The organism is Pseudomonas sp. MG-9 (genome assembly GCF_018729515.1).
Lineage (GTDB): Bacteria > Pseudomonadota > Gammaproteobacteria > Pseudomonadales > Pseudomonadaceae > Aquipseudomonas > Aquipseudomonas serboccidentalis.
In genome coordinates this window covers 1-13,521 of record NZ_JAHHZH010000001.1, presented here as the reverse complement: position 1 = coordinate 13,521, position 13,521 = coordinate 1, and the positions used below count along the sequence as shown (strand labels likewise).

Here is a 13,521-nt window from a genome sequence, read left to right as displayed (position 1 = left end):
GTAGAAAGTCAGGGCCTACTGTGGCGGTTGCGCAGCGCTGTGGTCTTGAACGTTTGTTCAGCGTCGAAAGGTGCCGATGGCACGCTGCTGATAGGCACCCGGCGTGATGCCGTAGGCGCGCACGAACCAGCGGCCCAAGTGACTTTGATCGGAGAAACCGAGCCTGCTCGCCACGTCCACCGGCTGCACCCCGGCGGCCAGCAATTGCCGGCCACGGATCAGCCGTAACTGGATCAGCCAGGCATGCGGTGCCAGACCATAGGCAGCCTTGAACGCCCGAGTCAGACGAAAGCGGTCGGTGCTGCAGACTTCGGCCAGGGTGTGCAGGCTGATGTCCTGCTCATGGTAGGCCATCAGGTAGTCTCGCGCCTGCCGGGCAATCAGCGGCGCACGCAGCGTGGCGGATGATTGCGGGCGCCGATAGAGGTGCAGCGCCAGGCGTTCAAGCAACGCATCCAGCGCCACTTCGCGGACCATGCGCACGTCCTGTTTATGCAGCGCGTTGAACGCGAACAGAGTGGCGCGGGCCAGTTCGGGGTCGTCGTTGAGCACGTTGCCAATGCCGGGCAAGCCGCCCGCGCAGCCGTCCAGTTGCAGGCTGTCCAGCGCCTGTTCCAGCCACGCCGGTTGCAGGTACAGCATGCGATAGGTGAAGCCGTCCGGGCTCGGCGCGTCGCCGTCATGAATGTCCCCGGGTTCGAGCATGAAGACTTTGCCCGGGGTACTGTCATGCCGTGCCCGACGGCTGTTGAAACGCTGCACGCCTTGCTCGGTGAAACCGATCAGGTAGGTTTCATGCCAGTGCGGATCATAGGCGTGCGCGTGCCCGGCGAAATGCGCGTGCAGGGTTTCGATGCCGGTTTCCCGGTCGTGGGCAAGGTCGATCCAGTTACTCATGGCTTGAATACGCTGATGGGCTGGCGCCAGTAATCCACAAATGCCCCTGAACGGCTAGAACGTTTGTGCACTGCCCGACCGACGAACCCGTGTCGCGGCGCTTCAGATCGACCGCTGATTGACCCGCGCCATCAACTGCTCGGCGCTTTCCTTGCGTTCGGAATAGCGGTCCACCAGAAAGTCCTGGCGGTCGCGCAGCAGCACGGTGAACTTGACCAGCTCTTCCATCACATCGACCACGCGATCATAGAACGGCGACGGTTTCATCCGCCCTGCCTCGTCGAATTCCATGTAGGCCTTGGGCACCGAGGACTGATTGGGGATGGTGAACATGCGCATCCAGCGCCCCAGCACGCGCAGTTGATTGACCACGTTGAACGACTGCGAACCGCCGCAGACCTGCATCACCGCGAGGGTCTTGCCCTGGGTCGGACGCACCGCGCCGAGCTCCAGCGGGATCCAGTCGATCTGCGCCTTGAACACCGCCGACATCGCACCGTGGCGTTCCGGCGAGCACCAGACCTGGCCTTCCGACCACAGCACCAGATCACGCAGTTCCTGAACCTTGGGATGATCGACCGGCGCATCATCCGGCAACGGTAAACCGGACGGATTGAACACCCGGGTTTCAGCGCCGAAGTGTTCCAGCAAGCGCGCGGCCTCTTCCACCAGCAGACGGCTGAAGGAGCGTTCGCGGGTCGAGCCGTAGAGCAACAGAATGCGTGGTTTGTGCTGGTCCGGCGTGGTGGTTCGACCTTCGAACAGGCTCAGGTCGAGGTTGGGCAGATGCTCTGACATAAATCCTCCTTACAGCGCGCCGATGGCATCGAGCGCGGTTTTCAGTTGGTCGCGGCTCAGACGATTGAACGGCAGGTCGAGGAAGGCTTTGCAGCGCCGCTCGATGTGCGCCAGCGTCGCGCGGAACGCCGCGTCGATTGCCGCTTCGTCGCCCTGCACATCGGACGGATCTTCCAGCCCCCAATGGCTTTTCAGCGCCGGGCCGAAGTACACCGGGCAGCTTTCGCCGGCCGCCTTGTCGCACACGGTGATGACGATGTCCGGCGGGTTGTCCTCAAAGGCGTCGTTGCCTTTGCTGGACAAGCCATCAATCGAAATCCCGGCCTGCTGCAAGGTGCTCAGGCTGCGCGGCAGCACTTGGCCCTTGGGGAAACCTCCGGAACTCACCGCCTCGAAACCTTGTGGTGCGAGGTGATTGAACAGGGCTTCGGAAAGAATGCTGCGGCAACTGTTGGCCGTGCACATGAACAGGACTCGCATCGGTGGCTCCCGAAAAAATAAAGGATTTAGCAGCAGGCGGTTTCGCGGGCAGGACGACCGTCCATGTTCTGCAGGCGACAGGTGTTGTCCTTGAGCCAATTGGCGTTGGCCTTTGCGGTGACTTGCAGGATCTCGTGCACCCAACCCGGCAGCTGCGGATTGAGCCGGTAATACACCCACTGCCCCTGACGGCGATCGAGGAGTAAACCGTTGCTGCGCAGTTGCGCCAGGTGGCGGCTGACTTTCGGCTGACTGTCGTCGAGGGCGCACATCAACTCGCAGACACACAGCTCACCCTGCTCGGCAATCAACAGGGTGGCGCGGACACGGGTTTCGTCGGCCAGGCTTTTGAAGAGTTCGGTGGGGGTGAGCATGGGGCGGACTCGAACATATGGAAATCTGAATATACGGATATCCATATATTAATCAACCCCGAATGCGATCCCTTGCAGGAGTGAGCCTGCTCGCGATAACGGTGTATCGGCCGACTTCTATTTCATAGACATACCGCTATCGCGAGCAGGCTCACTCCTACAGGTTTTTTTGTGCTCAGGACTATCCGCGCAACAGCCCCTGCTCCGCCTCACACAACCCCACCACATAATCCCAGACCACCCGCAGCCGCACCGACTTGTGCAACTCGCGCCGGGTGCTGATCCAGTAACTGCGTTCGATGCTCTCGTCCGGCAACAACGGCACCAGATCCGGGTCGGACGCGGCCATGTAGCACGGCAACACGGCAATGCCCAAACCCGAGCGCGCCGCTTCCTGCTGGGCGATGACGCTGGTGCTGTGGAACACGACGCGAGGGCTGCGGCAGAAGCTGTTGAGGAACATCAGTTCCTGGCTGAACAACAGATCGTCCACATAGCCAATCCACGCATGCCGCCCAAGGTCTTCGCGGCTGCGCAGGGGCGGCGCGTTGTCGAGGTAACGCTGGCTGGCGTAGAGCGCCAGGCGGTAGTCGGTGAGTTTGCGGGTGACCAGCATGTCGGCAGACGGGCGCTCCAGATGAATGCTGATTTCCGCCTCGCGGTTGAGGATGCTGACGAAACGCGGCACCGCGACCAGCTCCACTTCCAGCCCCGGGTAACGCTCGAACAGGCCGATCATGCGGCTGGCGAGAAATTTGATACCGAGGCCTTCGGTGACGCCGACGCGGATCTTGCCCAGCGGTGCGGTGGACTGGGTGATTTCTTCCTGGGCCAGCAGCGCGACGTTTTCCATGGCTTCGGCGTGCTTGAGCAACGCCTCCCCCGCCGGGGTCATTTCGTAGCCTTGGGCGTGCTGGACGAACAGCGCGGTGCCGAGGCTTTTTTCGATGGCCTCGATGTGCCGGGCCACGGTGGCGTGGGTGGTGTTCAAGCGTCGGGCGGCGGTGAGCAGACGACCGCTGCGTTGCAGTTCGAGAAAAAACCGCAGGTCGTTCCAGTCGAACATGGCGGGTCCTTGTCAGCTATGGTCAGTTGAGGCTGTTTGAAAACGCACAGCGGCTGCGCAAAAACTAACATTCTTTTAACGAAAGCTAACAACTAGAGTGTCCGACAATAAAAACAAAAAGCGAGGTCAGGGAATGCAGACTTCCCTTGAGGAATACGACTACATCGTGGTCGGCGCCGGCCCTGCCGGGTGCTTGCTGGCCAATCGACTGTCGGCGGATGCGCAGCAGCGCGTGTTGCTGCTCGAAGCCGGTGGGCGCGATAACTATCCGTGGATTCACATCCCCGTCGGCTACCTGTTCTGCATCGGCAACCCGCGCACCGACTGGTGCTTCAAGACCGAAGCACAACCTGGCCTGCAGGGTCGCAGCCTGAGCTACCCGCGCGGCAAAGTGCTCGGTGGCTGCTCCTCCATCAACGGCATGATCTACATGCGCGGCCAGGCCGGCGACTACGACGGCTGGGCGGCCGAGGGCAATCCGGGCTGGGCCTGGAACGACGTGCTGCCGCTGTTCAAACAAAGCGAAAACCACTTTGCCGGCGCTGCCGAATTTCACGGCGCCCAGGGCGAATGGCGGGTGGAACAGCAGCGCCTGTCGTGGCCGATTCTCGATGCCTTCCGCAGCGCCGCCGAGCAGAGCGGCATTGCCAGCATCGATGACTTCAATCAGGGCGACAACGAAGGTTGCGGCTACTTTCAGGTCAACCAGAAGGCCGGAGTGCGCTGGAACGCGGCGAAGGCCTTTCTCAAACCGATTCGTGAGCGGGCCAATCTGACGGTGCTGACCGGGGTTGATGTGGATCGCGTGCTGCTGGAAAACGGCCGTGCGTCGAGGGTCAGCGCCCGTCATGAGGGCCAGGTGAAGAGCTTCAAGGCGCGCAAGGAAATCATCCTCTGCGCCGGCGCCGTGGGTTCGCCGAGCATTCTACAGCGCTCCGGGATCGGCCCGCGTCCGTTGCTGGAACGCCTCGGTATCGGCGTGATTCATGAATTGCCGGGAGTTGGCGGCAATCTGCAGGATCACCTGCAACTGCGCCTGATCTACAAACTGCAGAACGCCCGCACCCTCAACCAGATCGCCGGCAGCGTGTGGGGCAAGATGGGCATGGGCCTGCGTTATCTGTACGACCGCAGCGGGCCGCTGTCGATGGCGCCGAGTCAGCTCGGGGCGTTTGCGCGATCCGGACCGGAGCAGACCTCGGCCAACCTCGAATACCACGTGCAGCCACTGTCGCTGGAGCGTTTTGGCGAGCCGTTGCACAGCTTCCCGGCGTTCACCGCGTCAGTGTGCGACCTGCGTCCGCAGAGCCGTGGGCGAATCGACATCCGTTCGGCGGACCCGCAAGCCGCGCCGCTGATCCAACCCAATTACCTCAGCCATCCCGAAGACCTGCGCGTGGCCGCCGACGCCATTCGCCTGACTCGCCGCATCGTCAGCGCCCCGGCCCTGCAAGCGTTCAAACCGGTCGAATACCTGCCCGGCGACAGCCTGCAAAGCGAGGAGCAACTGCACGAAGCCGCGGCAAAAATCGGCACGACGATTTTCCACCCGGTCGGCACCTGCCGCATGGGCCAGGACGTGGACTCGGTGGTCGATGCGCAGCTGCGCGTGCATGGCGTGCCCGGCCTGCGCATCGCCGATGCCTCGATCATGCCGCGCATCACCTCGGGCAACACCTGTTCGCCGACGCTGATGATTGCTGAAAAGGCGGCACAGTTGATCCTCAATCCCAGCACCAAAAGCAGCACCCCAAAATTGGAGCTGGCCCAAACCCTGTAGGAGCTGCGCAGGCTGCGATCTTTTGGCTTTGGATTTTCCAGATCAAAAGCAAGATCAAAAGATCGCAGCCTGCGGCAGCTCCTACAGGAGACCGCGTTAATTCAAGGCATCGCGCAACACCCGGACACGCAACACCAGTGGAACAACAAAAACAATCACTGTGAGGGATACCGATATGTCAGAACACGCTCAGCCGCTGGACGTCGCGAGCGGCACCAGCACCAGCAATGCCACGCAGAAAGTCATCTTCGCCTCGTCCCTGGGGACGGTGTTCGAGTGGTATGACTTCTTCCTCTACGGCGCCCTCGCGGCGGTGATCAGCAAGCAGTTTTTCGCCGGGGTCAACGACACCACGGCGTTCATTTTTGCGCTGATGGCCTTCGCCGCCGGGTTTATCGTGCGACCGTTCGGGGCGCTGGTGTTCGGTCGGTTGGGGGACATGATCGGGCGCAAATACACGTTCCTCGCGACCATCGTCCTGATGGGCATCGCGACCTTCTGCGTCGGCCTGCTGCCGACCTACGCCAGCATCGGCATCGCCGCACCGATCATTCTGGTGGTGCTGCGCATGCTGCAGGGCCTGGCGCTGGGCGGTGAATACGGCGGCGCGGCGACTTATGTCGCCGAGCACGCGCCGATCGGCAAACGCGGTTTCCATACCAGCTGGATCCAGTCCACCGCGACCCTCGGCCTGCTGCTGTCGCTGCTGGTGGTGCTCGGTTGCCGTTACTTCACCGGTGACCAGTTCGAAGTCTGGGGCTGGCGCATTCCGTTCCTGCTGTCGATTGTGCTGCTGGGCATTTCCACCTGGATTCGCCTGAGCCTGCACGAGTCGCCGGCGTATCTGAAAATGAAAGAGGAAGGCAAAGCGTCGAAGGCGCCGATCCGCGAATCGTTCGGCAAATGGGAGAACCTCAAGGTGGTGCTGATCGCCCTGTTCAGCATCAACGCCGGGCAAGCGGTGACCTTCTACGCCGCGCAGTTCTACGTGCTGTTTTTCCTCACGCAGTTCCTGAAAATGGACCCGGCGGTGGCCAACAGTCTGCTGATCATCAGCGTGGTGATCGGCGCGCCGTTTTTCATCATTTTCGGCTGGCTGTCGGACAAGGTCGGGCGTAAACCGGTGCTGATGCTCGGCCTGCTGCTGGCGACTGCGCTGTACTTCCCCATCTTCAAATCCCTGGCCCACTACGCCAACCCGGCGATCGACCAGGCCAGCCGTCAGGCACCGATCACCGTGCTGGCGGATCCGGCGACCTGCACCTTCCAGTTCGATCCGGTGGGCAAGGCCAAATTCGACAGCCCATGCGACAAGGTCAAAACCTTTCTGGTCAAGCAAGGCCTGCCCTACACCAGCGCCGCCGCCCCGGCCGGCAGCGGCGTGCAGGTGAGCATCGGTGACGTGAAGATCGACGGCTACGACGAAGCGGCCCTGCGCGGCGCGGTCACCCTCGCCGGCTACCCGCAACAGGCGGACCTGCAACAGATCAACAAGCCGATGATCGTCGCCCTGATCGTCGCACTGATCATCATCTCGGCCATGTGCTACGGCCCGCTGGCCGCGCTGATGGTCGAACTGTTCCCGACCCGCATCCGCTACACCTCGATGTCCCTGCCGTATCACATCGGCAACGGCTGGTTCGGCGGGTTCCTGCCGACCGTGTCGTTTGCGCTGGTGGTGTACACCGGGGATATTTTCTACGGGCTGTGGTACCCGGTACTGATTACCGGGGTGAGCCTGGTGGTGGGAATGTTCTGCCTGCGTGAGACGAAGAATATCGACCTGGACAAGAACTGATTCCAGATCAAGTCAGCTCACCTGTGGCGAGGGAGCTTGCTCCCGCTCGACTGCGTAGCAGTCGTAAACCCTGCAATTGCAGTGTATCAGGCACACCGCAATTGTCGTGATTGGGGCCGCTTCGCGGCCCAGCGGGAGCAAGCTCCCTCACCACAAGTGATGGTTTGGCTGAATTTACGCGTCAGGCTTGATGACCTCAAACTTCACCTGATCCGGATAAAACGCCACATAGTCCTTGATCTGCTCGACCGAGACTTTCGGTTTCTCGTAAGTCCACACCGCATTCGCCCCTTCATGCCCCGGTACTTGCAGACTGAAGTAATTGGCATCGCCCTTGTACGGGCAGTAACTGGTGTGGTCGGTGCGGGCGAAGTATTTCTCGTCGATGTCTTCGCGAGGGACGTAGTAAACCGGCGGGTAGTTGGCCTCGTTGAGGATCAGCACATGCGAGGACGCCGCGACCTGGATGCCGTGGAATTTCACCAGCAGGCAACCGGGGAGTTGTTCGAGGGTGATGACGGGGTTGAGGCCGGAGGTTTTCATCGGGGTTTCTCCAGGGACGAATGAACTGTGGCGAGGGAGCTTGCTCCCGCTGGGCTGCGTAGCAGCCCTTAATCCGGAAATCGCGGTGTATCAGGTATAACGCGATTTCAGGTTTTGCGACGGCTTTGCCGCCGAGCGGGACGGTGCGACGACTCGACAAGCGCTCTCACCACAGGGAACATGTGGCCTCCGGATCTAACAGATCAAACGACGATATCAGTCGCCACCGCCTGCCCCACCACCCCCACGGCAAAGTCGACCTGCCCCTGCCCCGTCAGGTCGACCAGCAGCCCGGTCTGACCGTTTTGCGCGTAGTACGTCAGGATCGCGTCCCCCGCATGGCCGGTGAAACTGCTGACGAAATTCAGCGAAGCCGCACCCGTGGCAAACGCGTCGATGCCCGAGAGGTCGATCTTGTCCAGGCCGCTTTTGAAATCCATGATCCAGTCCGGCTGGTTGTTGGTCGAGTCACTGGCCGCGCCGAACACGAAGGTGTCTGCACCCTCGCCGCCCCACAGCACATCCGCGCCGCCACCGCCGTAGAGGATGTCGTTGCCGGCGCCGCCGAACAGATGGTTGACCGCCGAATTGCCGATCAGCAGGTCATTGCCCGAACCGCCAACGGCGTTTTCCACGGTCACGCCGTAAGCGATCGACACGTTGCCCACCAGCCCGCCGACGTCAGAGAACGAACCTTCATTGAGGTTGATCTTCTGGTTCTGGGTGAAACCGGAGAAGTTCAGGGTGTCATCGCCGCCACCGTCCCACACCGAAAAAACCACTTTCGACGACGCCGACGTGGCGCTGTAGAAATCGCGACCGGCGTTGGAGCCGAAACCGTAGGTGGTGTTGTCGGCGCGCGTCTCATAGTTGGCGCCGTAGAGTTTCTGCACCGCGACGATATCGTCCAGCAACGGTGCCGAGGCGTAGGCGCCACTGCCGTCCTTGCTGAAGTTCTGGTCGGTGTTGGCTTCGCTCCAGTAGCTCATCAGGCTGTAGCCACGGGTGTCTTCGGCGTACTTGGCGTCGTTGTAGGTCGGGTTGCCGTTGCCGGCGTTGTACGCGCCCGGGTGCGACAGGCCGAGGGTATGGCCGATCTCGTGAGTCAGGGTCTGCCGCCCGTAGTTGTTGGTGTCCGGGGTCTTGTTGACCTGATATTGATTGTTGATCAGGTACCACGACTGACCGTCATAGCTGCCGCCGCTCGGCAGATAAGCGAACGCCGCGCCGCCAGTGCTGACGTCGTAGTTGCCAAAGGTCATGTGGCCGTCGCCACCCTTGCCTTCAGTGAAGGTCACCTTGGCCACGTCGGCCCAGGATTGCATGGACAGCACGGCCTGGGCCTTTTGCTGAGCGCTGAACTGGCTGAAGTTGCCAAGGTTCGGGTTGTAGTTCGCCGGTTTCTCGGTCAGGAAGGTGTAAGTCAGGGAGATTTTGCCGTCGCCGTTCTTGTCGTGCCACGACAGGTTTTTGCGCAGGATTTCGTCGGCCGCCTGGTCGGCGGTGAACGACGGTTTGCCATTGACCAGACCGACGCCACGGTCATACAGATGGCTGAAGGCATTCACTTCGTCATAGGCGCTGCTGGTTTTCGCTTTGGCTTGAGCCATGGTGGACTTCCTTGTTTCAGAGTAGTCAGTGCGTTCGGACCATGGCGATCTTCTGGCGAGATCGTCCTGTCACTCGCGTTTCTTGAAAGGCCCGATGAACCTGCCATGCCCGACAACCGCCGCACCATTCGATTTCTCGATAGCCGTGCGCGCCGTCCCGGTAATACCGGTCATCCCCGGCAACGCTTTTATCTGTATATCCATACAGATAAAAGTTGCCCCGAACGCCAACTGCAGCCATTCTGTGCACCTTCAGTGAACTGATCGACGACGGTGGTTATGCGGTTGTACCTCTGTGAAAAACCTTCCCAGGCCAAAGACATTGCGGCCGTGCTGGGCGCCAGACGCCGGGGCGACGGCTGCTGGCTGGGAACGGACGTCACGGTGACCTGGTGCATCGGCCACCTGCTCGAAACCGCGCCGCCGGATGCGTACGACGCACGCTACAAACGCTGGGTGCTGGCGGATCTGCCGATCATCCCGGACAAGTGGAAAATGACCGTCAAGCCGCGCACCGCCAGCCAGTACAAAGCGGTCAAGCGCCTGCTGGGCGAGGCCAGCGAGCTGATCATCGCCACCGACGCCGACCGTGAGGGCGAGATGATTGCCCGGGAACTGGTCGAGCACTGCCGCTATCGCGGGCCGATCCGCCGCTTGTGGCTGTCGGCGCTGGACGAAGCGTCGATCCGCAAGGCGCTGGCCGCACTGAAGCCCGGGGCGGAAACCTTCAGCCTGTATCACTCGGCGCTCGGGCGCTCCCGGGCCGACTGGCTGATCGGCATGAACATGAGTCGGCTGTTCACGTTGTTGGGCCGCCAGTCCGGCTATCAGGGTGTGCTGCCGGTCGGTCGGGTGCAGACGCCGACGTTGCGGCTGGTGGTGGATCGCGACCGCAGCATCGCCGATTTCGTGCCGGTGCCGTATTGGGCGATCGATGTGCAATTGCTGCACAACGGCACGCCGTTCACCGCGCAATGGCGTGCCCCCGGCGACGTGTGTGACGATCAGGATCGCTGCCTGAATCAGGCACTGGCCCAGCAGGCCGCCGCCGCCCTCAACAGCGCCGCCAGTGCACGGGTGGTCAAGCTGCGCACCGAACGCATGCGCGAAGTGGCGCCGCTACCGTTCGACCTCGGCACCCTGCAGGAAGTCTGCTCGAAGAAGCTCGGCCTCGGCGCTCAGGAAACCCTCGACATCGCCCAGGCGCTCTACGAAACCTACAAGGTCATCACCTACCCGCGCAGCGATTGCGGCTTTCTGCCGCTGAGCCAGCACAGCGAAGCACCGGGGATACTCGCGGCACTGCGTCAGGCCGATCCGGGCCTTGAAGCACTCAATGGCCACCTCGACCCGCAGCGCCGCTCCCGGGCGTGGAACGATGCCAAGGTCAGCGCGCACCACGGCATCATCCCCACCGCGGCGGCGAAAAACCTTGAACGACTGAGCGGCAAACACCGTGCGGTGTACACCCTGATTCGCGCCCGCTACCTGGCGCAGTTTCTGCCCAACCATGAATACGACCGCACCCAGGCCGATTTCGATTGCGCCGGTGAAGCCTTGCGCGCAGTCGGCAAGCAGATCATCGAACCGGGCTGGAAGCGCGCCTTGCCCGAAGCCCTCGCCCCGGCCAAGGGCCGTGAAGCGCCAGCACCGCAAACCCTGCCGGCGCTGAGCCAGGGTGTCGACTGCGCCGTGGCCGGCGTAACCCTCAAGGACCTGTGGACGCAACCGCCCAAACCCTACACCGAGGGCGACCTGATCAAGGCGATGAAGAACGTCGCCAAACTGGTGGAAGATCCACTGCTCAAACAGAAACTCAAGGACACCACCGGCATCGGCACCGAAGCCACGCGCGCCTCGATCATCCAGGGCCTGCTGGACCGTGGCTATCTGGTGAAAAACGGCAAGGCCCTCGCCGCGACACCCGCTGCCTTCAGCCTGATCGACGCCGTGCCCCGCGCGATTGCCGACCCCGGCACCACCGCCATCTGGGAACAGGCGCTGGACATGGTGCAGAGCGGTGAAATGAGCCTGGAAGAGTTCGTCACCAAACAGGCCGCGTGGATGAGCAAGCAGGTGACACGTTGCTCCGCGCTGAACCTGACCATCAGCGGCCCGCCACCTGCCGGTAAAGCTGCCGCACCGTGGAAAAAGAAACGTAAATCCACGCGCAGTAAAACTGCCGGCCCAGCCAAACGCACAGCGAAATAGATCAGTCCGGTCGGGATTTTTGTGGCGAGGGAGCTTGCTCCCGCTCGGCTGCGCAGCAGCCGCAAACCTGCAATTGCAATTTTGCGGCTGGCATAGGGGGGGCGGCTTCCCCCCCAGCGAGACGGTGCGACGACTCGACAAGCTCCCTCACCACAGCAAATCGACAATACTCAGGTCTGGCCTTAAGAGCTCGCTAGCATGCCCACCATCGAATTGCTTGCCGCCCACCGCGACGAACTGCCAATCATCGAAAACCTGATGCAGTTCTACATGCATGATTTCAGCGAATGGCTGCCGCTGAAAATCGCCGAGCACGGTTTCTTCAGTATTCACCTCAAAGACGACTACTGGCGTAACCCTGCCACCCTGCCGTTCCTGATCCGCGTTGACGGTGAACTGGCCGGATTCGTGATCGTGGACGATGACACCCACATTGCCGGCGCCGAACACAACATCGGCTACTTCTTCCTCGCCCGACGCTTTCGTGGCCAAGGCGTCGCGCAGTTTGTCGTCTCTGTCCTCTTGAGCCGCCTGCCCGGTCAATGGCAGATTTTCCATATCGACGCCAACCTGCCTGCACAGCGCTTCTGGGCCCGGTTGATCCCCGCATTGAGCGCAGGCAAATTCACCTGCGATCACCGCCGCGTGGACGGTTACCCCTGCACCTTCTACATTCTGCGCGCCCCCGCGTCCGTTGCCTGAACGGAACTTTTCTCATTCCAAAACAGCTTTGTCCGACAATATGTAGTGAGCAAAAATAATCACTACAAAACCGTTGACGGCATCGTTTTGCTTTTGCATGATGAAGACGTTCCCCGATCGGGAACATCGGTAACACGCTTGAGCAAACTCGTCTGACCGCCGAGTTGTTTTTTCCGGATACACGCTGCCCACAAGGCAGATTGAAGAAGCTGACCTGGCCTGAACGTCCAGTACAAGGACGAGAAGCGCTGGCGAAAATTCTCAAGACGCTTGTGGTCGACCCTGAAAACGTCGTCAAGGAGCCTCCCGGTTTTCGCTGCTTCTCCTCGTTGTGACGCTATTGCGTAGCAGTTATTCAACACGACTACATGCAACAGACGCATGACCCCGTACTTCTCACGGGCGACCGCTGACGTCCTGGTTTCGGTGCCAGGGATCAACTAACCGATGGGCTACCTGTATTAGCGAATCAACTTTGAAAGATCACCAAACTGGTCAAGGGGCAAACATCATGAATCTGAACAATCAACCTACTATCGAAGAACTGGCTCGTATGTTCGCTGCGCAAAAAGACAGCCACGACAGCCACATTCTCTGGATCAGCAAGTCGGGTCAGGTGCATATCGACTGCCTGTCGCCCCACGCGGGTGAAGAAGAATTCGACCGCAACAACCAGAACCTGCTGGCCCGCCTGAAGATGTACCGCCGCGGCCACGGTTATGTCGGCAAGAAAGCCGCGGCCGACAAAGACTTCATCGGCAATGTACTGCAGACGCTGAAACAGGCGTGGGACTCGATGCAGAACAAGAATGAAGTCCGGGTGATTGACCGGTTCTGCTGATTGACAACTTCAATAATAAAAAGGGCCTGCTTCCAAAAGAAGCAGGCCCTTTTTATTGTTCCCCTGTCCCGTCCTGAATAAGGTTTACACCTTCTGACTTCTTTTCAGGAAGGTGCAATGGATACGGGCACGAAGCGCAGTCAGCGTGATTACACACTGGCTTTTAAATTATCGGTTGTCGACCAGGTCGAAAAAGGCGAGTTGAGTTATAAAGAGGCTCAGCGGCGCTATGGGATTCAGGGGCGGTCGACGGTGCTGGTTTGGTTACGCAAACACGGTCGCCAGGACTGGAGTCAAGGCGCCTCCATTCGCTCCCAGAGGATCAGACCTATGGACGAGCCAACCTTGCCACTGACTCCCGAGCAAAGAATCAAAGAACTCGAGGAACAACTGGCGCTGGCAACTCAGAAAGCCCAATTCT

13 protein-coding genes are annotated in these 13,521 nt (G+C 60.9%); 6 read left to right on the top strand and 7 right to left on the bottom strand.

Annotation, left to right across the window (positions count from 1 at the left end; all coding sequences use genetic code 11):
- Window positions 1-57: 57 nt before the first annotated feature.
- The 5 genes from KKQ10_RS00065 to KKQ10_RS00045 form a co-directional block, all read right to left on the bottom strand.
- A complete protein-coding gene (locus KKQ10_RS00065; protein ID WP_215499535.1) occupies window positions 58-897 on the bottom strand; it encodes an AraC family transcriptional regulator in 840 nt (279 codons plus the stop codon).
- 102 nt (window positions 898-999) lie between these two features.
- Window positions 1,000-1,695 carry an arsenical resistance protein ArsH gene (gene arsH / locus KKQ10_RS00060; RefSeq protein ID WP_215499533.1) on the bottom strand — a complete coding sequence of 232 codons (696 nt, stop codon included), beginning with the start codon at window positions 1,693-1,695 and terminating at the stop codon, window positions 1,000-1,002.
- 9 nt (window positions 1,696-1,704) lie between these two features.
- Complete coding sequence (locus tag KKQ10_RS00055) at window positions 1,705-2,175, bottom strand: arsenate reductase ArsC (protein ID WP_215499531.1); 471 nt, start codon at window positions 2,173-2,175, stop codon at window positions 1,705-1,707.
- A gap of 26 nt (window positions 2,176-2,201) precedes the next feature.
- Window positions 2,202-2,549 carry a metalloregulator ArsR/SmtB family transcription factor gene (locus KKQ10_RS00050; RefSeq protein WP_215499529.1) on the bottom strand — a complete coding sequence of 116 codons (348 nt, stop codon included), beginning with the start codon at window positions 2,547-2,549 and terminating at the stop codon, window positions 2,202-2,204.
- 181 nt (window positions 2,550-2,730) lie between these two features.
- Entirely contained in the window at window positions 2,731-3,615 is an 885-nt protein-coding gene (locus KKQ10_RS00045; protein ID WP_215499527.1) for a LysR family transcriptional regulator, read from the bottom strand.
- A gap of 133 nt (window positions 3,616-3,748) precedes the next feature.
- Here KKQ10_RS00045 and KKQ10_RS00040 point away from each other — a divergent pair, with 133 nt between their 5' ends.
- Window positions 3,749-5,395: a GMC family oxidoreductase gene (locus KKQ10_RS00040; protein WP_215499525.1), complete on the top strand. Its 1,647-nt coding sequence runs from the start codon at window positions 3,749-3,751 to the stop codon at window positions 5,393-5,395.
- A 175-nt stretch (window positions 5,396-5,570) separates the two neighbouring features.
- Window positions 5,571-7,193 (top strand): MFS transporter, encoded by a 1,623-nt coding sequence (locus KKQ10_RS00035; protein WP_215499523.1) that lies wholly within the window; start codon window positions 5,571-5,573, stop codon window positions 7,191-7,193.
- Window positions 7,194-7,367: 174 nt separating this feature from the next.
- Here KKQ10_RS00035 and KKQ10_RS00030 read toward each other — a convergent pair whose 3' ends face one another.
- Together KKQ10_RS00030 and KKQ10_RS00025 are read right to left on the bottom strand one after the other, a co-directional pair.
- Window positions 7,368-7,736 (bottom strand): DUF427 domain-containing protein, encoded by a 369-nt coding sequence (locus KKQ10_RS00030; RefSeq protein ID WP_127651508.1) that lies wholly within the window; start codon window positions 7,734-7,736, stop codon window positions 7,368-7,370.
- A gap of 203 nt (window positions 7,737-7,939) precedes the next feature.
- On the bottom strand, window positions 7,940-9,346 hold the full coding sequence (locus KKQ10_RS00025) for a serralysin family metalloprotease (protein WP_127651509.1): 1,407 nt from the start codon (window positions 9,344-9,346) through the stop codon (window positions 7,940-7,942).
- 279 nt (window positions 9,347-9,625) lie between these two features.
- Between KKQ10_RS00025 and KKQ10_RS00020 the strand changes: the two genes are divergently transcribed.
- The 4 genes from KKQ10_RS00020 to KKQ10_RS00005 form a co-directional block, all read left to right on the top strand.
- Window positions 9,626-11,557: a DNA topoisomerase III gene (locus KKQ10_RS00020; RefSeq protein WP_215499521.1), complete on the top strand. Its 1,932-nt coding sequence runs from the start codon at window positions 9,626-9,628 to the stop codon at window positions 11,555-11,557.
- A 198-nt stretch (window positions 11,558-11,755) separates the two neighbouring features.
- Complete coding sequence (locus KKQ10_RS00015) at window positions 11,756-12,259, top strand: GNAT family N-acetyltransferase (RefSeq protein WP_215499519.1); 504 nt, start codon at window positions 11,756-11,758, stop codon at window positions 12,257-12,259.
- A gap of 511 nt (window positions 12,260-12,770) precedes the next feature.
- Window positions 12,771-13,100: a hypothetical protein gene (locus tag KKQ10_RS00010; RefSeq protein ID WP_047293552.1), complete on the top strand. Its 330-nt coding sequence runs from the start codon at window positions 12,771-12,773 to the stop codon at window positions 13,098-13,100.
- Between the two features lie 117 nt (window positions 13,101-13,217).
- Window positions 13,218-13,521 (top strand): helix-turn-helix domain-containing protein (locus KKQ10_RS00005; protein ID WP_215499517.1); only part of this gene is annotated, 304 nt, incomplete at its 3' end.

Excerpts from the sequence above, each read along its gene's own strand:
- KKQ10_RS00065 (WP_215499535.1), bottom strand. The coding sequence starts at position 897 with ATGAGTAACTGGATCGACCTTGCCCACGACCGGGAAACCGGCATCGAA.
- arsH (WP_215499533.1), bottom strand. The coding sequence starts at position 1,695 with ATGTCAGAGCATCTGCCCAACCTCGACCTGAGCCTGTTCGAAGGTCGA.
- KKQ10_RS00055 (WP_215499531.1), bottom strand. The coding sequence starts at position 2,175 with ATGCGAGTCCTGTTCATGTGCACGGCCAACAGTTGCCGCAGCATTCTT.
- KKQ10_RS00050 (WP_215499529.1), bottom strand. The coding sequence starts at position 2,549 with ATGCTCACCCCCACCGAACTCTTCAAAAGCCTGGCCGACGAAACCCGT.
- KKQ10_RS00045 (WP_215499527.1), bottom strand. The coding sequence starts at position 3,615 with ATGTTCGACTGGAACGACCTGCGGTTTTTTCTCGAACTGCAACGCAGC.
- KKQ10_RS00040 (WP_215499525.1), top strand. The coding sequence starts at position 3,749 with ATGCAGACTTCCCTTGAGGAATACGACTACATCGTGGTCGGCGCCGGC.
- KKQ10_RS00035 (WP_215499523.1), top strand. The coding sequence starts at position 5,571 with ATGTCAGAACACGCTCAGCCGCTGGACGTCGCGAGCGGCACCAGCACC.
- KKQ10_RS00030 (WP_127651508.1), bottom strand. The coding sequence starts at position 7,736 with ATGAAAACCTCCGGCCTCAACCCCGTCATCACCCTCGAACAACTCCCC.
- KKQ10_RS00025 (WP_127651509.1), bottom strand. The coding sequence starts at position 9,346 with ATGGCTCAAGCCAAAGCGAAAACCAGCAGCGCCTATGACGAAGTGAAT.
- KKQ10_RS00020 (WP_215499521.1), top strand. The coding sequence starts at position 9,626 with ATGCGGTTGTACCTCTGTGAAAAACCTTCCCAGGCCAAAGACATTGCG.
- KKQ10_RS00015 (WP_215499519.1), top strand. The coding sequence starts at position 11,756 with ATGCCCACCATCGAATTGCTTGCCGCCCACCGCGACGAACTGCCAATC.
- KKQ10_RS00010 (WP_047293552.1), top strand. The coding sequence starts at position 12,771 with ATGAATCTGAACAATCAACCTACTATCGAAGAACTGGCTCGTATGTTC.